This is a genomic window from Streptomyces sp. NPDC001868, assembly GCF_040297125.1.
Lineage (GTDB): Bacteria > Actinomycetota > Actinomycetes > Streptomycetales > Streptomycetaceae > Streptomyces.
In genome coordinates this window covers 1-21,543 of record NZ_JBEOYO010000025.1, presented here as the reverse complement: position 1 = coordinate 21,543, position 21,543 = coordinate 1, and the positions used below count along the sequence as shown (strand labels likewise).

Genomic DNA, 21,543 nt, shown 5'->3' with positions numbered 1-21,543 from the left:
GCCGACCGAGGAGGTGACGGGCGACGGCGGGAGGGGCCCGGCCACAGGTGGGCCGGGCCCCGGCGGTGGCTCAGGCCCAGGTCCACCTGTCGTCCGAGCACGTCCGGTGCGTGCCCTCGACGATGCAGACGCGGACGCCCAGGAAGGTCTCCTCCGGCATGTTGTCGGTCTCCCAGAGGGAGCAGTGGGGCGCGTTCATGCCCCGAGTGGTGGCCATGGTCTGCCAGGAGCCGCCCTCGAACTTCCGCTGGATCTCGATCCCCTTGCCGTCGGCGTACTTGTCGCACGCCTGGAACGCGTCCCCGGGGACCGGGTTGACGAGACCGTGCGGGTCGGCGTTGAAGACGCCGTAGCCGCGGAAGGTGCCGTCGCGGTGGAGGTCGATCTCGATGTCGTCGTTGCCCTCGGTCCAGTACACCCACCGGTCGGCCGCCATCGCCGTCCCGTCGGCCAGCAGCACCATCCCGAAGGCCGCCCCCACCGCGAGCCCGCCTCTGACGACGGATCCGAACGCCTGCCTCTTCATGCTTCCCCCTGATGACTCGGACAACAGTCCCACCGCGCACATGATCGACCGGCGGGTGATCGGGGACTCTACCCGGCCCACCCGGCACCCTGGTAGATGAATTCCTCCTGTACGCATGAGGAAGGGCCGCCGAACGGGCGGCGGCCCTTCCTCTCCCCTCCTGATGGCCCCGAGTTACCCGGATTACCGGGGAAGTACCACCACGTACGCCGCCGGATCCCGGTCGCACGACGCCATCAGGGCGGTGCGGACCACGGTCGCCTGCTGCTCCAGGGAGTCGCGCAGCTTCCTGGGGGTGATGTGGACGACGGTGATGCCGAGCCGCTCCAGCATCTCCCGCTTACGGGCGTACTCGGACCACAGCGCGTCGTCCTCCTGGCGCGGGGCCCGGGTGTCCAGCTCGACCGCGACGGCCTGCTCCGGCCAGTACGCGTCGAGACCGCCGAGGTGCGGGCCGCCGGGGAGGCGGAGGTCGACGTTCCACACCGGGTCGGGCAGGGCGTGCTCGCGGACCATCCGGTACAGGTGGTCCTCCGCGATGGCCCGCCCCTCGGCGAGCAGCGACTCCACCGCGTCGACGACATGCGGCCGGTTCAGCAGCCGGGCCTGCGTCAACTCCCGTACGACGGCGGCCGGTTCGGTGTGGCCGCCGCGTACCGCCTCCGTCAGCAGCCGGCGTACGACGGCCGCGTCGGAGAGTTCCGCGACCGCGTCGGCGAGGGCGCGCGGCACGGGGGCGACGGGCAGACCGGTCACATACGACGGGGTCGGCAGGGCCGGGGTGCGGACGATCCGCGCGCAGCCCACGGTCCGCAGCCGGCGCATGCGCGGGACCAGGACGTCGATCGTGTCCAGTGAGGGGAGCGGGGGAGCGGACGAGAAGCCGTGCAGCGTCAGGGCGGCCAGGCCCGTGATCACCGCGTCCGGGTAGCGGGGCGCCGGGCGGGGCTCGTCCGCGTTCGGCTGGGCCGGCACGCCTGCCGCCCCGGCTGCCGTCTCGCGGAACGGGGAGCGGGCCGCGTACGACAGCACCGCGTGCAGCCGCTCCTCGGAGGTGGGCGGGCCTGGGTGCAGCAGGAACACACCCGGCAGGATCTGCTGCCAGGGGCCACCGGGCCGGCACTGCTCGTTCGTCTCGGCGGTGGTGACACCCTGCGCGCGCAGCTGCGCGGCCGTCAGCACCCGGCGCGTGACGTCCGAGAGGCGACGGAGGGGGCGGGGGGAGAGCGGGGTGTTGTGGGTCATGACCCGGAGGTTCCCGCTCCGGGGCCGTCCATGAACCGCTGTTACAAGCCCGTCGACAAATCCGGACAAGACCACACTAAAGTACGTGCGTTCGACTGCCGATACCCGCTGGTCCGCACGGGGTCCGAAAAAGGTTACGGTTCCGATTACCCGAATTCGGTAACCCCGAACCGGGGTGGGGCTTCGCCCAGGAGCTCGGGGGGCGTGCGTCGTACGGCGCCTGCGGGTCGGCCGTGGTTGGATCCCCACCTCCCCCTTGGCTGCGGGCAGTCGTGCCGCTGGGGCGATGGGGGCACCTCCCGCTCGAGCGAAGCCGAGAGTGGGGGAGGGTGGGCGCAGGCGGCACCCGGCAAGCGCCGGTGAGCGCACCCGGCCCCAGCCAAGCGGCAGCCGCCGGGTGCGCAACCCACAAGAGTTCAGCGGCACTTACCTCTGCGCGGCGAGGTCACACTCCTGCCCCCGCAACCCCCGAGCCAGATCGTCCCGGGCCTCGACCACCAGCCTCCGCAACGCCGGCGCCGCCGACTCGTGCGCGGCCAGCCACGCGTCCGTCGCCTCCAGCGTCCCCGGCGAATCCTGCAGCGACGGGAACAGCCCCCGCACCACATCCATCCCGATCTGGATGGACCGCTCGGCCCACACCCGCTCGATCACCTCGAAGTACTTGATGGCGTACGGCGCCGTCAACTCCCGCTGGGACGGCCGCGCGAACCCCGCGATGGTCGCCTCGACCAGCGCGTTGGACAGCGTGTCCGACTCCACCACCGACGCCCACGCCTGCGCCTTGACCGCGGCCGAGGGCCGCGCCGCCAGGCACCGCACCTGATGCCGCTTCCCGGAAGCCGTGTCGTCCCGCGCCAACTCGGCGGCCAGCACTCCCTCGTCGGCGGCCCCGTACGTCGCCAGCGGCTCCAGGAGGGCCCACCGCAGCTCCTGGTCGACCTCCAGCCCGTCGACCTTCTCGGTCCCGTCCAACAGCCCCCGCAGCACCGCCAGATCACCCTCACCGGACGCCACCGAGGCGAAGAACCGGGCCCACGTCAGCTGGTGCTGGCTGCCCGCCTCGGCCGCCCGCAGCTCCCGCAGGGCCCCCTCCGCCAGCAGCCGGCCCCCGGTCGCCCGCCACTCGGGCGCCGCGTAGTGCGTGAGCGCGGAGTTGGCCCACGCGTGCAGCATCTGGAGCACCCCGATGTCGGACTCCCGCCCCGCGAACCGCAGCACGAGGCCGACGAAGTCCCGCGCCGGCAGCAGCGCGTCCCGGGTCAGGTTCCACAGCGCCGACCAGCACAGCGCCCGCGCCAGCGGGTCGGTGACATCCCCGAGCCCGGCCCGCAGCGTGTCCAGGGACCCCGCGTCGAACCGGATCTTGCAGTACGTCAGGTCGTCGTCGTTGACCAGCACCAGCTCGGGCGCCTCGGCCCCGGCCAGCTCACCCACGACCGTACGCGGCCCGTCGACATCCACCTCGGCCCGCGCGTACCGCTCCAACGCGCCCCCGTCCGCCCTCCGGTACAGGCCGATCGCCACCCGGTGCGGCCGCAGCTCGGGGTGCGACTCGGCGGCCTCCTGCACCACCGCCAGCTCGTCGATCCGGCCCTCGGGGTCCAGAAGCACCTGTGGAGTAAGGGAGTTGACCCCCGCCGTCTGGAGCCACGCCCGCGACCAGGAAGCCATGTCCCGCCCGCTGGTCTCCTCCAGGACCGACAGCAGATCGCCGAGCCGCGTGTTGCCGTACGCGTTCCGCTTGAAGTAGCGCCGGGCGCCCTCCAGGAAGGCCTCGCGCCCCACGTACGCCATCAGCTGCTTGAGCACCGAGGCGCCCTTGGCGTAGGTGATGCCGTCGAAGTTGAGCTTCGCGTCCTCCAGGTCACGGATGTCGGCCGTGACGGGATGGGTGGAGGGCAGCTGGTCGGCGCGGTACGCCCAGGACTTGCGGTTGTTGGCGAAGGTGACCCAGCCGCTGTCGAAGCGGGTGGCCTCCACCATCGAGAAGGTGCCCATGAAGTCGGCGAAGGACTCCTTCAGCCACAGGTCGTCCCACCACACCATGGTCACCAGGTCGCCGAACCACATGTGTGCCATCTCGTGCAGGACGACGTTCGCCCGCCGCTCGTACGACGCCCGCGTGACCCTGCCCCGGAAGATGAACTCCTCACGGAAGGTGACCAGCCCCGGGTTCTCCATCGCGCCGAGGTTGTACTCGGGCACGAACGCCTGGTCGTACTTCCCGAACGGGTACGGGTAGTCGAAATGGTCGTGGAAGAAGTCCAGGCCCTGCTTGGTGATCTCGAAGACGTCGTCGGAGTCGAAGTAGGGGGCGAGACCCTTGCGGCACATCGCGCCGAGGGGGATCTCCAGCCGCGTACCGTCCTCGAAGGTCCGCTCGTAGGAGTCCGTCACATAGTGGTACGGGCCCGCGACGACCGCCGTGATGTACGTCGAGATCGGCTTCGTCTCGGCGAACCGCCACACCCCGTCCGTGTGTTCACCAACCCCGTTGCTCCACACGACCCACCCCTCCGGCGCCCGCACCTCGAAGCGGAAGGGGGCCTTGAGGTCCGGCTGCTCGAAGTTGGCGAAGACCCGCCGGGAGTCGGCCGGCTCGTACTGGGTGTAGAGGTAGACCTCGCCGTCCTCGGGGTCGACGAAGCGGTGCATGCCCTCGCCGGTCCGGGAGTAGGCGCACTGGGCGTCGACCACCAGCTCGTTGTCGGCGGCCAGGTCGTCGAGGGCGATCCGGGAGCCGTCGAAGACCTCGCTCGGGTCGAGGTCCTTGCCGTTGAGGGAGACGGCCGTCACACTCGGCGCGATCAGATCGGCGAAGCTGCCGGCGCCCGGGTCGGCGCAGCGGAAGCGGATCGTCGTCACCGACCGGAAGGTGCGCGGCTCGCCGCCGGGGCCACCGAAGTCGCCGACGGCGGACCGCAGGTCGAGGGAGACCTCGTAGCCGTCGACGGACAGCAGTGCGGCCCGCTCCTGGGCCTCGTCACGGGACAGATTCTCACCGGGCACGGGCGGCACTCCCTCGGGGCGATGTTCAGGCGGTGTTCAGTATGCGGACAGGCCCGATCCTGCCATGCGCGCCCGACGGCGGGCAGTCGGGAATGCGACGCCGGGCCGTCGGTGTTGCCAGCTGAGACGACTGCCCCAACGCCTGTTTTCCGAGGAGAACCATGTCCGAGCAGACCTCCGGCAAGACCCCGGTCGACTTCTGGTTCGACCCGCTGTGCCCCTGGGCGTGGATGACCTCGCGCTGGGTCCTGGAAGTGGAGAAGGTCCGGGACATCGAGGTCCGCTGGCATGTGATGAGCCTCGCGGTACTGAACGAGCCCAAGATCGACGAGCTGCCCGAGGAGTACCGCGAGCTGCTGGAGACCAAGGCCTGGGGCCCGGTCCGGGTCGTCATAGCCGCGCAGCAGGAGCACGGCGCCGAGGTGCTCGGCGACCTCTACACCGCGATGGGCACGCGCGTGCACAACCAGGGCCAGGGCATCGAGAAGGACGTCGTCGCCGCCTCCCTGAAGGACGTCGGTCTGCCCGAGTCCCTCATGGACCACTGGGACTCCACCCCGTACGAGGCCGAGCTGCGCGCCTCCCACAAGGAGGGCATCGACAAGGTCGGCCAGGACGTCGGCACCCCCGTCATCGCCGTCCCCGGCGCCGACGGCGAGCAGATCGCCTTCTTCGGCCCCGTCGTCACCCCCGCCCCCCAGGGCGAGGAGGCCGCGAAGCTCTGGGACGGCACCCTCCTCGTCGCCTCGGTCCCCGGCTTCTACGAGATCAAGCGCACCCGTACCCAGGGACCGGACTTCAGCAACCTGGTCTGATCGCCGGGGTCACCGGAAGGACTCGGGGAGGCTGAACCCCTCGCTCTGGTTGCCCCACGGCTGGACGAACAGGCAGCGGCCCTTCTCACCGTGGTTGGCGCAACGCCACCAGCCGGCGGGGTTCTTACCCAGGGACTCGAGATGCCGCCGCACCTCCTTGTCGGCCTCGTGGAACGGCAGGGGCTTGCTTCCTCCGCAGGGCGGGCAGTGCTTGTAGCTCGTCGACATACGACCTCCCGGGCCGGTCGGCCGGATCGGCGATCCGGTCGGAAAACGGGAGCATAGGGCGAAAGCCCGGGAAACCGACAGACCGGAACGCGTCCCGCCGGTGGCGTTTTCCGGCAGCCCCGGAGAGCGGGAGGCGGCCCGGCACGGCGAGAACCCCCGCGAGTCACGTCCTCGCGGGGGTTCTCCCTTTTTCCGCCTGCCCGGTGAAGGTTGAGAAGACGATCACGAGCAGGGCATCTCGGTGGGGGCCTGGCTCAGGGGGTGAGCAGCAGCACGTCCGCGCGGGACCGGGCGGCCTCGTAACGGCGGGCCACGTCCTGCCAGTTGACGACGGCCCACATGGCGTCGATGAAGTCGACCTTCTGGTTCTTGTACTGGAGGTAGAAGGCGTGCTCCCAGGCGTCGAACACGAGGATCGGGGTGGAGCCCTGGCCGACGTTGCCCTGGTGGTCGTAGACCTGCTCGACGATCAGGCGCCCGCTCAGCGGCTCGTACGCCAGCACGCCCCAGCCGGAGCCCTGTGTCGTCGCCGACGCCTTGGTCAGCTGGGCCTTGAACGCGGCGAACGAGCCGAACGACTCGGTGATCGCGTCCGCCAGGTCGCCCACACCGTCCGCGGCCAGCGGCTCGCCGCCGCCGTCACCGGTCATGTTCTGCCAGTAGATCGAGTGCAGGATGTGGCCGGAGAGATGGAAGGCCAGGTTCTTCTCCAGGCCGTTGATCGCGCCCCATGTCTCCTTGTCGCGCGCCTCCGCGAGCTGGTCGAGCGTGTCGTTGGCGCCTTTGACGTAGGCCGCGTGGTGCTTGTCGTGGTGCAGCTCGATGATCTCGGGGCTGATCACGGGCGCGAGCGCGGCGTAGTCGTACGGCAGTTCGGGAAGCGTGTAGATGGGTATGGGGGTCCCCTCCGACCTCTTATTGCAAAGTACTTGCAAGTGCACGCTAGCAGCAAGAGACTGTAGGGGCGTGCCTGGGCACGCGAAAGGGCCCTCGCGCGAACCGACCGTCCGTCCTCCGCGCGAGGGCCCTGTAGTGGTCAAAGGGTGTCAGCGTGGAGCGCGCACCCGCTGCCGGGCGTAGCCGACCGCCGCCAGGAACAGCGTCATCCCGCCCGTCCAGTACAACTGCGTGCGCGTGCCCGGCTCCCGGGCCATCAGGACCAGGACGGCGGCCATCCCCGCGAGCGCCACCCAGGTCAGCCACGGGAACGCCCACATCCGGATCACGAGCCTCTCCGGCGCCTCGCGTTCGATACGGCGGCGCAGGACGAGCTGGGAGACGGCGATGAAGGCCCAGACGACGAGGATGACCGCGCCGATCATGTTCAGGAGCCAGGGGAAGACGTCGTCGGGGCGCCAGTAGCTGAGCAGCACACAGAGGAAGCCGAAGACGCTGGAGGCCAGGACCGCGATCCGGGGCACCCCGCCCGACACCCGGCCGATCACCTTCGGGCCCTGGCCGCGCTCCACCAGGGAGTAGGCGATACGCGAGGCACCGTAGACGTTGGCGTTCATCGCGCTCAGCAGGGCCACCAGCACGACCACGTTCATCAGCTGCCCGGCGCCCGGGATGCCCAACTGGTCGAGGGCGGCGACGTACGGGCCCTTCTCGACGACCGCCTTCGCGTCCCAGGGGACGAGGGTGACGATGACCGCCATGGAGCCGATGTAGAAGACGGCGATACGCCACATCGCCGTACGGACGGCCGTGGCGACCCCCTTGACGGGGTTCTCGGACTCGGCCGCCGCGATCGTCACCGTCTCCAGACCGCCGTATGCGAAGACCGAGGCCAGGAGGCCGATGACCAGGCCGTCCGTGCCGTGGGGCAGAAAGCCGCCCTCGCCGGTGAGGTTCGCGAGGCCGGGCGCGTCCGTGCCGGGCAGGAGACCGGCGACGGCCAGGACGCCCAGCACCAGGAACAGGGAGATCGCGCCGACCTTCAGCGCGGCGAACCAGAACTCGAACTCGCCGAAGTTCTGCACGGCGGCGAGGTTCGTGCCGAGGAACACCAGCATGAAGAGCGCCACCCAGAGCCACTCGGGCGTCCCGGGCAGCCACCCCGTCACGATCTTCGCGGCACCGATGCCCTCCAGTCCCACGGCCGTGCAGAGCAGCACCCAGAACGACCAGCCGGCCGCGAACCCGGCCCAGGGGCCGATCGCGCGCTCGGCGTGCGCGGAGAAGGAGCCCGAGGAGGGGTACGCGGCGGACATCTCGCCGAGCATCCGCATCACCAGCATGACGAGGAGCCCGGAGAGGGCGTACGCGACGACGATCGACGGCCCGGCGGCGGCGATACCCGCCCCGGACCCGACGAAGAGGCCCGCGCCGATCACCCCGCCGAGCGCGATCATCGACAGGTGGCGCTGCTTGAGGCCGTGGGACAGGGAGGCGTCGGGCTCCTGTGGAGCCTCGGGAGCCTTGACGGTGGTGCGGGGCATGGGCGCGGCTCGTCCAATGCGTGAGATGGGCAAAAACGCCGCCAGTCTGGACAGCCCCTCCACGCGAGTGGAGGGGCTGTCCGCTATCCGGACACGCCCGGCACCGATTGTGCCTACGCGGCTACGGAGGCGAGCTCCTCCCGCCCGGCCACGGGCGCGGGCTGTGCGGCCACGGACGTGTAGTGCGAGGCGTCCCCCTCGATGGAGTGGCTCTCCTTGCCCTCGATGCCCACCGGCACGTCACCGGCGACGGTGACCCGGTGCAGCCGGCGAGGCAGCCCGTCGTAGTTGTCGATGGCGTAGTGCTGGGTGATGCGGTTGTCGAAGACGACGAGCTGGTTCTCCGACCAGCGGTGGCGCAGCACGTTCTCCGGCCGGGTCACGTACGACTGGAGCAGATCGAGGATCTTGCGGGACTCGCCGAGCGACAGGCCCACGATCCGCTGCGCGAACCCGCCGATGAACAGCCCGCGTTCACCGGTCAGCGGGTGGACGCGGACCACCGGGTGGACCGTGCGGTACTTGATCGAGGTGAACCGGGCGCGCTGTTCGGCCTTCTCCGCGTCGATCTCCTCGTCGGGCACCGCGTAGTCGTAGTCGTTGGTGTGCTCGGCCCACAGACCGTCGGCCAGCCGCCGCAGCGGCTCGGGCAGGTCCCGGTAGGCCGCCGCCGAGTTGGCGATCAGGGTCTCGCCGCCGTACGGCGGGATCGTGATGCTGCGCAGCGTGGTGGCCTGCGGCGGGTTGAGGACGAACGTGACGTCGGTGTGCCAGTGGTTGGCCCGCCCCCGCTCGCTGTCCACGGGCAGGATGTTCGCGGCGCCCTCGACGGCGGCCACCGTCGGATGGGCGGTGGTGATGTCGCCGAAGTGACGGACGAAGGCCTGGTGGGACGCGTCGTCGAGGTTCACGTCGTCGAGGACGAGCGCCTTGTGGACGTTGAGCGCCTCACGGAGCGCGGCGACCGTCTCCTCGTCGAGGGGCCTGGAGACGTCGACGCCGGAGACTCGGGCGCCGATGTTGGCGGTGACCTTCTGGATCTCGATGGACATGGGCGGTCCTTTCAGACGAGGGCGGGTGCGGGTGAGGCCGCGGGGGTGGCCGGGCCGACGTGCTGGTTCGCGGGGCGCGGCAGGCCGTACCGCTCCCGCAGGGTCCGGCGCGGGCCGTACTCCTCGCGGAGCAGACCGCGGGCGCGCAGGATCGGGACGACATGGTCGACGAAGGCGTCGAGGCCGGACGGCAGCACCGCGGGCATGATGTTGAAGCCGTCGGCGGCACCCCGTGTGAACCAGGCCTCGATCTTGTCGGCGACCTGCTCGGGCGTACCGGCGAAGGTCAGATGCCCGCGCCCGCCGCCCAGCCGCCCGATCAGCTCGCGCACGGTGAGCCGGTCGCGCCGGGCCAGCTCGACGACGAGCGTGTAGCGGCTCTTGGCGCCCTCGATGGCACTCTCGGGCGGGAGGTCGGCTGGCAGCTGGGCATCCAACTCCAGGCTGCCCGGATCCAGTTGCAGCAGCCGCTCCAGATTGCCCACCCCGTGCGTGTACACGATGTGGTCCTCCAGGACCCGCTCGGCGGCCCGCGCCTCGGCCTCCGTCGACCCGAGTACGGGCACGATTCCGGGCAGCACCTTGATGTGCTCGGGGTCCCGGCCGGCCGCGACTGTACGGGCCTTGAGGTCGGCGTAGAAGGCCTGCGCGTCCTCGATGGTCTGCTGCGCGGTGAACACGGCCTCCGCGTACCGGGCCGCGAACGTCTTGCCGTCCTCGCTGGACCCCGCCTGCACGAGCAACGGGTAACCCTGGGGCGTACGCGGGACGTTGAGGGGACCCTCGACGCTGAAGTACGTCCCCTTGTGCCGGGGCGGGTGGATCTTCCTGTCGTCGCCCCAGACACCGGACTCCTTGTCGGCGACGATCGCGTCGTCCTCCCAGCTGTCCCAGAGCTTCAGGGCCACGTCGAGGAACTCGGCGGCCCGCGCGTACCGCTGGGCGTGCGCGGGCTCGGCGTCCAGGCCGAAGTTGCGGGCGGCCTCGGCCCCGGCGGTGGTGACGATGTTCCAGCCGGCCCGGCCGCCGCTGATGATGTCGAGCGAGGCGAACTTGCGGGCCAGGTTGTAGGGGGAGTTGTAGGACGTGGAGGCGGTGGCGATCAGACCGATGTGCTCGGTGGCCGTCGCCAGCGCGGTCAGCAGGGTGAGCGGCTCCAGGGCGCCCGCCGGGCGCTGGCCCACACTGCCCCACAGCTGCGGCCCGTCGGCCAGGAACAGCGAGTCGAAGGTGCCGCGTTCCGCGATCCGGGCCAGCCGCACGTAGTGGTCCAGCTCGACGTGCGCGTACGGGTCGGACTCCGGCAGCCGCCACGAGGCCTCGTGGTGACCGGTGTTCATCAGGAAGGCGTTGAGGTGGAGCTGTCGAGCGGGCACGTGTCTGTTCTCCCGGGTCACTGGGGGTTCTCCGTGGCTGGTCACTGGTGGTCCTCCGTCACGCCGAGCGCGGCCAGCAGCCGTTCGCGGTACTCGCCCAGCAGAGGGTCCCGGTACGAGCGCGGATGCGGGCGGTCGATGGTCAGGTCGAGACCGATGCGCCCCTCTTCGAGCACGAGGACCCGGTCGGCGAGCACGATCGCCTCGTCGACGTCGTGGGTGACGAGCAGGACGGAGGGCCGGTGGCGCTCCCACAGCTGCCGGAGCAGGGTGTGCATCCTGATCCGGGTGAGCGCGTCCAGGGCGCCGAACGGCTCGTCGGCCAGCAGCAGTTCGGGGTCGCGGACGAGGGAGCGGGCCAGGGCCGCGCGCTGGGCCTCGCCGCCGGACAGCTCGTTCGGCCAGGCGCGCTCCCGGCCCTTCAGGCCCACCTCGGCGAGCGCCTCGCGGCCCCTCTCTGCGGCCTCCCTGCCCTCGGTGCCGAGCAGTACGTTGTCGAGGACCCGGCGCCAGGGCAGCAGTCGGGAGTCCTGGAAGACGACGGACACCCGGGCCGGGGCGGTGAGCCGGCCGCTGCCCACCACCTCGTGGTCGAGCCCGGCGACTGCCCGCAGCAGCGTGCTCTTGCCGGAGCCGCTGTGCCCGAGCAGGGCGACGAACTGCCCGGCGGGGATGTCGAGGTCGATGCCGTCGAGGACCTTGCGCCCGTCGAACGACCGGGTGAGATCCCGCAGTTGTACGGCGGGCCGGGAGTCCGTGGCCGACGGCTGCCCGGCGGTGGTCGGCCCCTCGGTGGTGGACGGCACCTCGGCGTGGATCAGCTGCTCAGTGTGCGTCGCCATGACAGCACCCTCCGTTCGATGAGACGGACCGCGCTGTCGGAGACCAGGCCGAAGATGCCGTACACAACCAGTCCGACGAGGATGACGTCGCTCTGGCCGTAGTTCGTGGCCTGGAACATCATGTAGCCGAGTCCGTTGGTGGCGTTGATCTGCTCCAGCACGACGAGGCCCAGCCAGGAGCCGGTGACCCCGAGCCGCAGGCCCACGAAGAAGCCGGGCAGCGCGCCGGGAACGACGATCTGCCGGACGAACTGGAACCTCGACAGGCCCTGGACCTCGGCGAGTTCGACGAAACGGCTGTCGATGCCGGCCAGCGCGGCATGCGTGTTGAGGTAGATCGGGATGTAGACGACGATGGCGATGATCGCGATCTTGAAGGTCTCGCCGATGCCCAGCCAGAGGATGAACAGCGGGATCAGACCCAGCGTCGGGATCGCCCGGTTGAGCTGCACGGTCCCGTCGATCAGCGCCTCGCCGACCCGGCTGAGCCCGGAGGCCAGGGCGAGCGTGATACCGGCGGTCAGCCCGATCGCGAACCCGAGTCCGGCCCGCTGCAACGAGGTGACGATGTCCGTCGGCAGTGTCCCCGCGGTCCACAGCCGCACCCCCGCGTCCAGCACCGTCCACGGCGCCGGGATCGCCGCCGGGTCGAGCTGCCCGGCGGCGGAGGCACCGGCCCACAGGGCGAGGAACAGCACGGGCCCGACGAGCCGGGAGGCGGGCAGCCGCTTGCCGGGGGAGAGGCGCCGGCGCCTGCGGACCTGGGCGGTCTCCTCGACCGTGCCTACAGCGCCGGTGGTGGCATCGCCGGCGGTGCCGATGTCGGTCGTGGCGGCCGGGGTGGCACTCGTGGTGGAGGCATCCTTGGTCCCGGCACCCGTGGTCGCGGCGCTCGTGGTCACGGCGCTCACTTCCGGTACTCCGCGGGCACGGCCTTCGCCGCGATCCCCTCGAACCGCCGGTCGAACAGCGTGTCGACGTCGAACTTCTTCACGAAGCCGCCTTCCGCCAGCAGATCCGCGGTCTCCTGCTCCCACTTGATCGCCTCGTCCCAGCTCGGCGGGAACAGCGGCTTGTTGGCGAGCTCGGTGATCGACTCGGCCTGGGCGAGCGTCAGGTTCTGGGTCTTCACGTAGAACTCCTCGTTCCAGATGTCCGGGTTCTCGTACTGCCAGACCGCGCCCTTCGCCCAGTGCGGGATGTACGCGGCGACGGCGGCCACCTTCTTCGAGTCGCCCAGCACGGAGGCCGGCGCCCACAGCAGGTTGAGCAGGTCCACCACGTCGGTGGGGATCGTGCGGGCGCCCTTGGCCTCGTACTGCTGCAGATAGGCGGGCGCCTGCTGGTTGGCGAGCGGAGCCACGTCCACCTGGCCCGACTGCAGGGCCGTCAGGAACTGGTTGCTGGTCAGCGGCACCAGCTCCGCGTCGTCGTACGCGAGCCCCGCCTCCTTCAACGCCCGCAGCAGGACGACGCCCTGCGCCTGCCCCTGGGAGAAGGCGAGCTTCTTGCCCCGGAAATCCTCGACCGAGGCGATGTCGCTGCCGGGTTTCGTGGCGAAGAGATAGTTCGGCTTGCGGGTGACGTTGATCGCGACGATCCTCGCGTCGTATCCCTGGTAATGCGCCTGGATCGGCGGGATTCCCGCGTTGTTGGCGACGTCCAGGGAACCCGCCCGGAAGGCGTTGATGACATCGGGTCCGGCGCCGATGTTCGCCCAACTGCTCACCTTGAAAGGCAGATCGTCGAGTTTCGCGAGCTTGAGCTGCAACTCCTGCTGATTCTGGAAGGAGGCGATCTTCAGGCTCGCACCGGGGGAGACCTTGGTGGGCAGCGGCGCGTCCGCGGCCGTGCGGGCGGTCGCCGCGCTGCTGTCGGCGCAGCCGCTCAGACCGGCCGCCGCGGCCGTGACGCCGAGGAGAGAGGTGAGGAAGAGTCGCCGGTCGAAACCGGGCGCGGCGGAAGAAGACATGGGAGAGCCCCCAGAGGAATGACGAAAACGGTGAGAAGACGCACGGAGGAGCGCGCCGCGGAAATCCGCGAAAGCAGAATGCGTGTGTCCTGCGTGAGTGTTAACGCAGGAAGAAGTGCCGCGTCGGCCGGAGCGCGAGAGGGGCTCCGGAACGTCAACGTGTCAGCAACAGAGGGTGCGACAACTCGTGAGCAGCATGAATACGATGTTCCCGGTCTTCGGTAATGCCTGTCAACATTCGGAGTTTCTGAATTAACTCGCCTCGGCCGAGACGAGGCCGAGTCGCTCCACGGCCCCCAGCGGATCCCGGTAGAGCACGTCCAGGGCCACCGCCCCGCCGGCCGTGGCCAGCACGGAGTCGGGGAAGCTCGTCGGCCCCACGGCCGCCGCCCGCTCCGCCCCGACGGCCTCGTGCAACGCGGCGAGGCAGTCCTCCCGGCCGATGACCCCGATCTCGGTGACGACCACGGTCTCCGGGTTCAGCACATCGAGCAGCAACTCCGCCGCCCGCCCCACCATCCGCGCCCGCTCCACCAGCAGCCGTACGGCCCTCGCGTCGCCGCCCGCCGCCGCGTCCAGCACCCGCATCGGGTTCACCCCGTCGATGACCCCGGCCGCCCGCGCTCGTCGGCACAGCGTCCGCTCGCTCAACTCGGCCTGGAGGCAGCCGATCCGCCCGCACGCGCAGGGCTCCGTACCGCCGGGCAACGGCAGATGGGCGATGGCTCCGGCCTGTGAGCGGGGCCCGTGGTGCACCTCGTCGTTGGTCGCGAAGGCCGCGTCGACCACATTGCCGACGAACAGATGCAGCACACTCCGGCTGCCCCGGGCCCGCCCGAACAGCTGCTCGGCGCCCACCAACGCCCGCGCGTGCCCGTCCACATGGACCGGCAGCCCGGTCCGGGCACCGAGGATCTCCCGCACCGGCACCTCGCGCCAGCCCAGCAGGGGATGCTCGACGACGGTGCCGGTCTCCCGGTCCACCCAGCCGCCGGCCGCGAAGCCGACGGCCAGGGGACGGCAGTCCGGCGCCGCGTCCAGCAGGGCCAGAAGTTCGTCGGCGGCCCGCGTCAGGACCGGCTCCGGGTCGGTGGAGCCGTGCTTCAACCGCCGCTCCACGACGACCCGTCCCCGCAGATCGAGCAGCGCGACCGTGGTGTACGGCACGGCCACATGCACCCCGCCCACCACGAACCGCGAGTCGTCCAGGTCGAGGGGCACATGCGGGCGGCCCGCCCCCTTGGACCGCCGGGGCGGTTCGGCCTCACGGATGAGACCCAGTCCCGCGAACCGGGCGCAGTAGTCGGTCACCGACGCCGGCGACAGCCCGGTCACCCGGGCGATGATGCTGCGCGCCACGGGCCCGTGCTCCAGCACGGACCGCAGCACCACACTGGCGCTGGTCCGCCGCCGGTCGCTGTCGGCGACGCGGGGCACGGGGGAGAGAGAAGGGGGAGGGGCGGGGGCAGGGGTGTAAAGGGTGGGTGCTGCCGGGGCATGGGGCATGGCGATCATCCTCGGGAACGGGTCCGACACTGCGCCGTCTCGACGAGGCGAGGCGTGCCGGAGCCGCCTCACCCGGGACGGCGACAGGTGGCCGTGCCCACGCGTCGCAGGTCGACGTAGCGACGCGACGAGAAGTTCCGGGCCTGAGCAACCATGCGCTCGAAGCTAGCAAAACGGTCCACCGCTGCCCAGACGGCGACCGACGGGCGAGACGGCACCTGTCCACCGCACCGACCCGATTGGTGAAACCCTACAGATCCGATCCGACGCCCCGTCATGACCTAAGCCACGCCACCTCAGTGACCGGTGTCACGCCGCACCGCGTGTAACCCGCATCCTTTGTATGAAGCCCACCAAGTCGTTGCGACCCCCTTTGTCGAGCGCTGACGGTGTCCGGCGTCCGGGGCCTGGGATAGCGTCACCGTGTCCCCGCCGCCGTCACCCGCCGGAGTGAGCCCGAACATGAGCACCGCCGCCGCCACGTCAGCCCGCCCCGGCGAGGTCCTCGCCGACCTCCTGCCCTTCTCCGGCGCCCGCGTCCGCGACCTCGCGCTCGTGGTCGGCGGCGCCGCGCTGACCGGGCTCGCCGCCCAGATCGCAGTGCCCGTGCCGGGCTCCCCGGTCCCGGTCACCGGCCAGACCTTCGCCGCGCTGCTCGTCGGCACCACCCTCGGCGCGAGCCGCGGCGTCGCCTCGCTCGCCCTGTACGCGCTGGCCGGTGTCGCCGGTCTGCCGTGGTTCGCCAACGGCACCTCCGGATTCGGTGTCTCCTTCGGCTACATCCTCGGCATGATCCTGGCCGTCGCCGCCGTGGGCGCCCTGGCCCGCCGCGGCGGCGACCGCTCCACGCTGCGCATGGCGGGCACGATGCTCGTCGGCGAGGCCATCATCTACGCCGTCGGCGTCCCCTACCTCGCGGCCACCGCCGGCATCAGCCTCACCTCCGCCGTCGCGCTCGGCCTCACCCCCTTCCTGATCGGCGACGCCATCAAGGCCGCCCTGGCCATGGGCCTGCTGCCGACGGCATGGAAGCTGCTGGACAAGTGACACCACGGCTCAGCCCCGCTGAGCGGGCGCCGCTGCGGAAGTAGCGCCCCCTGAGAAGAGGTTCGCCGGGTCGGCTCCGACCGCACCACGGCGAACCTCTTCCGCGTTCCGGCGTCGTACGGCCCCTCGCCCCGACCCCTCGCCAGGACCCCGGGTGCCGAACGCGAGGTCGACGCGCCGGGTCAGGACTCCTGCCGGGCCCGCCGCTGGTTCCACCAAAGGCCCGCCGCACCGGCCGAGATGAGCGCGGCGCCGGCCGCGCCGAGCGGCAGGACACGGTCGGCCGGGCCGGTCTGGGGCAGCTCGTCCGGCGCCTCGCCCTTCCCGCCGCCATTGCCACCGCTGCTGCCACCGTCACCGCTGTCGCCGTCACCGCCGCCGGGGGTGACCGGGCTGTTGTCGGTGCCGAGCAGCAGGGGCGTGGCGGGCTCGTTGGGCGACTGGTTGGTCGTACCGAACGGAACCGGCCCCTGCTGCCAGTAGGTCTTCGACCCGTCGGCGTTCTGCACCGGCAGACAGATCCTGCCCCGCTCGCTCAGGTCGTACATGGCGTCGATCGCGAAGGTCTTCGACTTCCCGGCCGCCAGATCGTCGATCGCGCACGCGAAACCGCTGTTCGCGCCGTCGGGAAGATCCCCTTCGGGGATCGCCGAACAGCCCTCGACGTTCTTGACCGTCATGCCGTCGAAACCGACCACGAGCAATCGAATTTCGCCGCTCGCCTTGTCGCCCTCGTTCTTCACGACACCGGTGATATCCGTTTCCCCGGACTTGTTGTCGACTTTGATCTCCTTGGACAGCAACGTCGAGAGCTTCACCCCCGCCGGTGCCGCGTCCACGGTCTTTCCGCCATGATTGCTCAATCGCCCCTCGTCGTCCGCCGACGCCGTGAAGCCGAGGATCATCACCGACGTGAACGACGCGGTGAGCAGCGATCCGGCGATGACAGCCCTACGATGAGAACTCATGTTCCATCCCCCTTGCGTCCCCCTGGCCGTGCCTGAATTCACGGCTTATGAAGAGGTACCACAAGATTTCTCAGCACTATGCTGGTGCGGCACGAAGTGTGACCAATGCGCGACTTTTTGGTTCTTCTGTGGCATGTGCGGTCAGTTGTTGAAAGGGGGCACGGGGGTGCCGGAAATAACGCGGGGCGGTGTTCCGGGTCTTATGGTGGCCGACCGATATCGACTGGTCGAAAGCATCGGCCAAGGCGGAATGGGCCGGGTGTGGCGGGCCGCCGACGAAATGCTCGACCGGCAGGTCGCCGTCAAGGAAATGCGTATCGACGGCCTCGACCCGGAGGACAGCCGCACCCGACGCGAGCGAACCCTGCGGGAGGCCCGGGCCACGGCCCGTATCGACCACCCCAACGTCGTCCGCATCTATGACGTGGTCGACGCGGGCGAACGCCTCTGGATCGTCATGGAACTCGTCGACGGCCGCTCCCTGGAACGCCTCGTGGCGGAGGACGGCCCCCTCGACGTGCGCGCCACGGCCCGGATCGGCCTCGAACTCGTCGACGCGCTCGGCCAGGTGCACGCGCAAGGCGTTCTGCACCGCGACATCAAACCGGCCAACGTCCTCGTCAAGCGCACGGGCGCCCACCGCGCCGTCCTCACCGACTTCGGTATCGCCGCCATCCAGGACGCCGAGGCTCTCACCATGGCCGGCATGCTCGTCGGCTCCCCCGACTACATGGCCCCCGAGCGCGTCTCCGGCCGCCCCCAGGGCCCGCCCTCCGACCTCTGGTCCCTGGGCGCCACCCTCTGCGCCGCCCTCGGCGGTCGCTCCCCCTTCTCCCGCTCCACCACCCTCGCCACCCTCCACGCCGTCCTCTACGAGGAACCCGAACTCCCCGCAGCCGCGGGCGCCCTCCAGGACGTCCTCGCCGCCCTCCTGAGGAAACAGCCCGAATCCCGCCCCGGCCTGCCGCAACTCGCCGAAGCGCTCCACGCCATCGCCACGGGTACGGCGGAGCCGAGGCCTTCGGGCGAGGACGAGGAGCCCGGGTCGGACGAGGCACCGCCCGGGACCACCCCGAAACCCGAGGAAGCACCCCCGGAGCCCGAACGGCCCGGGAAGCCCGCCGAGGACATCGCTCCGGCACGACCGACGCCGACGCCGATACTGAGGCCGACACCGACACCGACACCGACACCGACACCGACGGTACGGAACCGACCGGACCCGGGGCCGGACCCGGCGCCGCAGCTGAAGCCCGAGCCGGAACGGGCCCCCGACCCCCTCGATCCCCTCAATCCCCTCGATCGCGAACCCGCCCAGCCCTCTCCTCCCGACGCCTCGCAACGCCCGGCGGCGCTCCCCGACAGCAGCGAACTACCCACCCGGCCCAGGCTCGGCCCCAGCTCCGAGCCCCCCAAGCTCCCCAAGACCCCCCATCCCCACAAGCGCCGCCTCGCCCTCATCGCGGCCGCCACCGTCGCCGTAACCGCCGCCGTCGCCGCAGTCGTCGTACCGACGATGGACGGCTCGCCCGACGACAAGTCCGCGAAGAACGACAAGGGATCCTCCGCAACCTCCCCCACCCCCACCCCGACCCCCACCGTCGCAGGCACCTCCCGCCCGCCCGAGCTGCCGCCCGGCGCCCGTACCGAGGCCGGTGTGTTCGCGTGGGTGCCGCCGGAGGGGTTCTCGCGCGAGGTGCACGCGGGCGCCGAGGTGCACTACACCTCGCCCGACGCCCGGCAGGAGATCGTCGGCAAGGCCTCCCTCGCACGCGGCGACCTCCTGGCCCAGTGGCGGAAGAAGGAGGAGAGCACCAGCGAGGGACCGGGATACGAACGGATCCGTCTGGAGGAGACCGAGTTCCGGGGCGGGCCCGCCGTCGTGTGGGAGTACACCGTCATCGCCCAGGAACTGCCCTGGCACGTCCGCTCCCTGGGCTTCGACAGCGGAGGCAAGTCCTACCAGCTCACCACCTGGTACCACCCCGACATCGAGGACCGGGCCCTGCCGATCTACGAGAAGGTCGAAAAGACCTTCACCCCCCTGTGAGCCCCCGCACGCCCCCGAACGACGAAACGGGGCCCGGCGGCGGACGAACCGCCACCGGACCCCGGATTCCCGGACCTCTGCTCAGCCCACCTTGTCGGAGACCTCGGCAGCGGCGGCCCGCCGTCCGCTGACCTTCTCCTTGACGATCGCGATACCGACGACGACCGCCGCGACCAGCAGCGACAGCAGCAGGATCTGGCGGTTGCCGTGCTCGGTGTCGGTGAGCATGTAGCCGAGGACGAAGAGGATCAACCCGATGGTCGCCCACGTCAGATACGGGTACAGCCACATCTTCACGACGAGCTTCTCCGGCGACTCCCGCTCGATGATCCGCCGCATGCGCAGCTGCGAGAAGCAGATGACGAGCCACACGAACAGGGCGACCGCGCCGGAGGAGTTGACCAGGAAGAGGAAGACACCCTCGGGGAAGAAGTAGTTGAAGATGACGGCGACGAACCCGAAGACGACCGACGCGAGGATCGCGGTCATCGGCACACCCCGGCTGTTCGTACGGCCGAACGCGCGCGGCGCGTCCCCGCGCTCACCCAGCGAGAACGCCATCCGGGAGGCCGTGTACAGACCGGAGTTCAGACAGGACAGCACCGAGGTCAGCACGATGAAGTTCATGATCTGCCCGGCGTGCGCGATCCCGAGGGAGTCCAGGGCGGCGACGTAGGAGCCCTTCTCCTTGATCGACGGGTCGTTCCACGGCAGCAGCGTGACGACGACGAAGATCGAGCCGAGGTAGAAGACGCCGATCCGCCAGATGATGCTGTTGGTGGACTTGGTGACGGCCTTCTGCGGGTCCTCCGTCTCGCCGGCGGCCAGCGTGGCGATCTCGCTGCCCATGAAGGAGAAGACGACCAGGAGCACACCGATGAGGATCGCGCCGGCCCCGTTGGGCAGGAAGCCGCCGTGGTCGGTGAGATTCGCCAGCCCGGCCTTCTCGGTGTCGGCCCCAGGCAGCAGCCCGAAGACGGCCAAGCCGCCCACCACGATGAACGCGGCGATGGCGACGACCTTGATCCCGGCGAACCAGAACTCGAACTCACCGTAGGAGCCGACCGACACCAGGTTCGTGGCGGTCAGGACGACCATCACGATCAGCGCCCAGCCCCACTGCGGTACGGCCGGGATCCAGCCCTCCAGGATCACCGCGCCCGCGGTGGCCTCGACCGCGAGCACGACGACCCAGAAGAACCAGTACAGCCAGCCGATCGAGAACCCGGCCCAGCGCCCGAGCGCGCGGTCGGCATGGGCCGAGAACGAACCCGACGTCGGATTGGCGGCGGACATCTCACCGAGCATCCGCATCACCAGCACCACCATCGTGCCGACGAGCGCGTACGACAGGAGGATGCCGGGACCGGCGGTCCGGATGCCGGAGCTGGATCCGACGAACAGACCGGCCCCGATCACACCGCCGATCGCGATCATCGACAGATGACGGTTCTTGAGGCCGGCGTGCAGACCGGGGGAGGGGGGTGAGGAGGAGCCTTGGGGGTCTGCCTGGGGCGGCAGAGTCGGCTGCGAGGTCATGGGGGGAGGTTTCCTTTGCGCCGTGATGGGGACTTTCGTGCGTCTGCCCAGCGATCCCCCGATCGACTCTCGTAAGAGCGGGAAACGAGAGTCGACAGCCGAGGGCGGTGTGGGCCGCTGTAAAGATCGGTCCAGTGAATCGGAGGCGAAAGGATTCCTGAACCTTTGAATCCAGATCGTTACTTGAGGTTTACTTGAGGTTCCGTGGTGTAGCTCACGGTTTCATGGGCCCGCACCCCGTCGTGCCGCGCCGAAACGCGCGTGTCACACTCGGACCATGCGCGTCTACCTCGGCTCGGATCACGCCGGATACGAACTCAAAAACCACCTCGTGGAGTGGCTGACGGCCGCCGGCCACGAGCCCGTCGACTGCGGGCCCCACATCTACGACGCCCAGGACGACTACCCGCCGTTCTGCCTCCGCGCGGCGGAGCGCACGGCCGGGGACCCCGGGTCCCTCGGCGTCGTCATCGGCGGTTCGGGCAACGGGGAGCAGATCGCCGCGAACAAGGTGGCCGGCGTTCGTGCCGCCCTCGCGTGGAGCGCCGAGACCGCCGCGCTGGGGCGCGAGCACAACGACGCCAACGTCGTCGCCGTCGGCGCGCGCATGCACTCCCAGGAAGACGCGACCAAGTTCGTCGAGACCTTCCTCAACACCCCGTTCTCCGGCGACGACCGCCACATCCGCCGCATCGAGATGCTGGCGTCCTACGAGACCACCGGCGACCTCCCGCCCATCCCGGCCCACCACCCCCAGCCGTAGGTACGGGCCGCCCACGAGCTCGGGACACTGGGCTCGGAGGGCGAGTGCGGGTCCGGTGGGGTTGCTCGCGCAGTTCCCCGCGCCCCTGAAAAAGCAGGGGCTGCGCCCCGTGCTTTTTCAACGGCCCGCAGGGGCCGTTGCCTTTAGGGGCGCGGGGAACT

18 protein-coding genes are annotated in these 21,543 nt (G+C 70.4%); 4 read left to right on the top strand and 14 right to left on the bottom strand.

Annotation, left to right across the window (positions count from 1 at the left end; all coding sequences use genetic code 11):
• Nucleotides 1–70 precede the first annotated feature (70 nt).
• From ABT147_RS26655 to pepN, 3 genes are all read right to left on the bottom strand, one after another.
• Nucleotides 71–526 carry a hypothetical protein gene (locus ABT147_RS26655; protein WP_351410501.1) on the bottom strand — a complete coding sequence of 152 codons (456 nt, stop codon included), beginning with the start codon at nucleotides 524–526 and terminating at the stop codon, nucleotides 71–73.
• A gap of 183 nt (nucleotides 527–709) precedes the next feature.
• Nucleotides 710–1,771: a hypothetical protein gene (locus tag ABT147_RS26650; RefSeq protein ID WP_351410499.1), complete on the bottom strand. Its 1,062-nt coding sequence runs from the start codon at nucleotides 1,769–1,771 to the stop codon at nucleotides 710–712.
• Nucleotides 1,772–2,197: 426 nt separating this feature from the next.
• Nucleotides 2,198–4,783, bottom strand: a complete 2,586-nt coding sequence (gene pepN / locus ABT147_RS26645) for an aminopeptidase N (RefSeq protein ID WP_351410497.1) — start codon at nucleotides 4,781–4,783, stop codon at nucleotides 2,198–2,200.
• A 161-nt stretch (nucleotides 4,784–4,944) separates the two neighbouring features.
• Between pepN and ABT147_RS26640 the strand changes: the two genes are divergently transcribed.
• The gene (locus tag ABT147_RS26640) at nucleotides 4,945–5,598 is read left to right on the top strand and encodes a mycothiol-dependent nitroreductase Rv2466c family protein (RefSeq protein WP_351410495.1); all 654 of its coding nucleotides are present in this window, start codon (nucleotides 4,945–4,947) and stop codon (nucleotides 5,596–5,598) included.
• Nucleotides 5,599–5,607: 9 nt separating this feature from the next.
• Here the strand turns inward: ABT147_RS26640 and ABT147_RS26635 are convergent, their stop codons facing one another.
• The 9 genes from ABT147_RS26635 to ABT147_RS26595 form a co-directional block, all read right to left on the bottom strand.
• A complete protein-coding gene (locus ABT147_RS26635) occupies nucleotides 5,608–5,826 on the bottom strand; it encodes an SH3 domain-containing protein (protein ID WP_351410493.1) in 219 nt (72 codons plus the stop codon).
• Nucleotides 5,827–6,080: 254 nt separating this feature from the next.
• A complete protein-coding gene (locus ABT147_RS26630) occupies nucleotides 6,081–6,722 on the bottom strand; it encodes a superoxide dismutase (RefSeq protein WP_351410681.1) in 642 nt (213 codons plus the stop codon).
• Nucleotides 6,723–6,872: 150 nt separating this feature from the next.
• Nucleotides 6,873–8,267: an amino acid permease gene (locus ABT147_RS26625; RefSeq protein ID WP_351410491.1), complete on the bottom strand. Its 1,395-nt coding sequence runs from the start codon at nucleotides 8,265–8,267 to the stop codon at nucleotides 6,873–6,875.
• A 113-nt stretch (nucleotides 8,268–8,380) separates the two neighbouring features.
• Nucleotides 8,381–9,319: a TauD/TfdA dioxygenase family protein gene (locus ABT147_RS26620; RefSeq protein WP_351410489.1), complete on the bottom strand. Its 939-nt coding sequence runs from the start codon at nucleotides 9,317–9,319 to the stop codon at nucleotides 8,381–8,383.
• Nucleotides 9,320–9,330: 11 nt separating this feature from the next.
• The gene (locus ABT147_RS26615; protein ID WP_351410487.1) at nucleotides 9,331–10,695 is read right to left on the bottom strand and encodes an LLM class flavin-dependent oxidoreductase; all 1,365 of its coding nucleotides are present in this window, start codon (nucleotides 10,693–10,695) and stop codon (nucleotides 9,331–9,333) included.
• A gap of 41 nt (nucleotides 10,696–10,736) precedes the next feature.
• Nucleotides 10,737–11,537, bottom strand: coding sequence for an ABC transporter ATP-binding protein (locus ABT147_RS26610; protein ID WP_351410485.1), 801 nt, complete (start codon nucleotides 11,535–11,537; stop codon nucleotides 10,737–10,739).
• The gene (locus ABT147_RS26605; protein ID WP_351410679.1) at nucleotides 11,513–12,358 is read right to left on the bottom strand and encodes an ABC transporter permease; all 846 of its coding nucleotides are present in this window, start codon (nucleotides 12,356–12,358) and stop codon (nucleotides 11,513–11,515) included. Before ABT147_RS26605 ends, ABT147_RS26610 begins: the two co-directional genes overlap by 25 nt.
• A gap of 86 nt (nucleotides 12,359–12,444) precedes the next feature.
• A complete protein-coding gene (locus ABT147_RS26600; protein WP_351410483.1) occupies nucleotides 12,445–13,509 on the bottom strand; it encodes an ABC transporter substrate-binding protein in 1,065 nt (354 codons plus the stop codon).
• 252 nt (nucleotides 13,510–13,761) lie between these two features.
• Nucleotides 13,762–15,024, bottom strand: a complete 1,263-nt coding sequence (locus ABT147_RS26595; RefSeq protein WP_502983164.1) for an ROK family protein — start codon at nucleotides 15,022–15,024, stop codon at nucleotides 13,762–13,764.
• Nucleotides 15,025–15,477: 453 nt separating this feature from the next.
• Here ABT147_RS26595 and ABT147_RS26590 point away from each other — a divergent pair, with 453 nt between their 5' ends.
• Nucleotides 15,478–16,062 (top strand): biotin transporter BioY, encoded by a 585-nt coding sequence (locus tag ABT147_RS26590; RefSeq protein WP_351410479.1) that lies wholly within the window; start codon nucleotides 15,478–15,480, stop codon nucleotides 16,060–16,062.
• A gap of 182 nt (nucleotides 16,063–16,244) precedes the next feature.
• Here the strand turns inward: ABT147_RS26590 and ABT147_RS26585 are convergent, their stop codons facing one another.
• A complete protein-coding gene (locus ABT147_RS26585; protein WP_351410477.1) occupies nucleotides 16,245–17,030 on the bottom strand; it encodes a cell wall protein in 786 nt (261 codons plus the stop codon).
• 250 nt (nucleotides 17,031–17,280) lie between these two features.
• Here ABT147_RS26585 and ABT147_RS26580 point away from each other — a divergent pair, with 250 nt between their 5' ends.
• Nucleotides 17,281–19,080, top strand: coding sequence for a serine/threonine-protein kinase (locus ABT147_RS26580; protein WP_351410475.1), 1,800 nt, complete (start codon nucleotides 17,281–17,283; stop codon nucleotides 19,078–19,080).
• Between the two features lie 81 nt (nucleotides 19,081–19,161).
• Here ABT147_RS26580 and ABT147_RS26575 read toward each other — a convergent pair whose 3' ends face one another.
• Nucleotides 19,162–20,619, bottom strand: a complete 1,458-nt coding sequence (locus ABT147_RS26575; RefSeq protein WP_351410473.1) for an amino acid permease — start codon at nucleotides 20,617–20,619, stop codon at nucleotides 19,162–19,164.
• Nucleotides 20,620–20,896: 277 nt separating this feature from the next.
• Here ABT147_RS26575 and ABT147_RS26570 point away from each other — a divergent pair, with 277 nt between their 5' ends.
• Nucleotides 20,897–21,382: a ribose-5-phosphate isomerase gene (locus tag ABT147_RS26570; protein ID WP_351410471.1), complete on the top strand. Its 486-nt coding sequence runs from the start codon at nucleotides 20,897–20,899 to the stop codon at nucleotides 21,380–21,382.
• Nucleotides 21,383–21,543 lie beyond the last annotated feature (161 nt).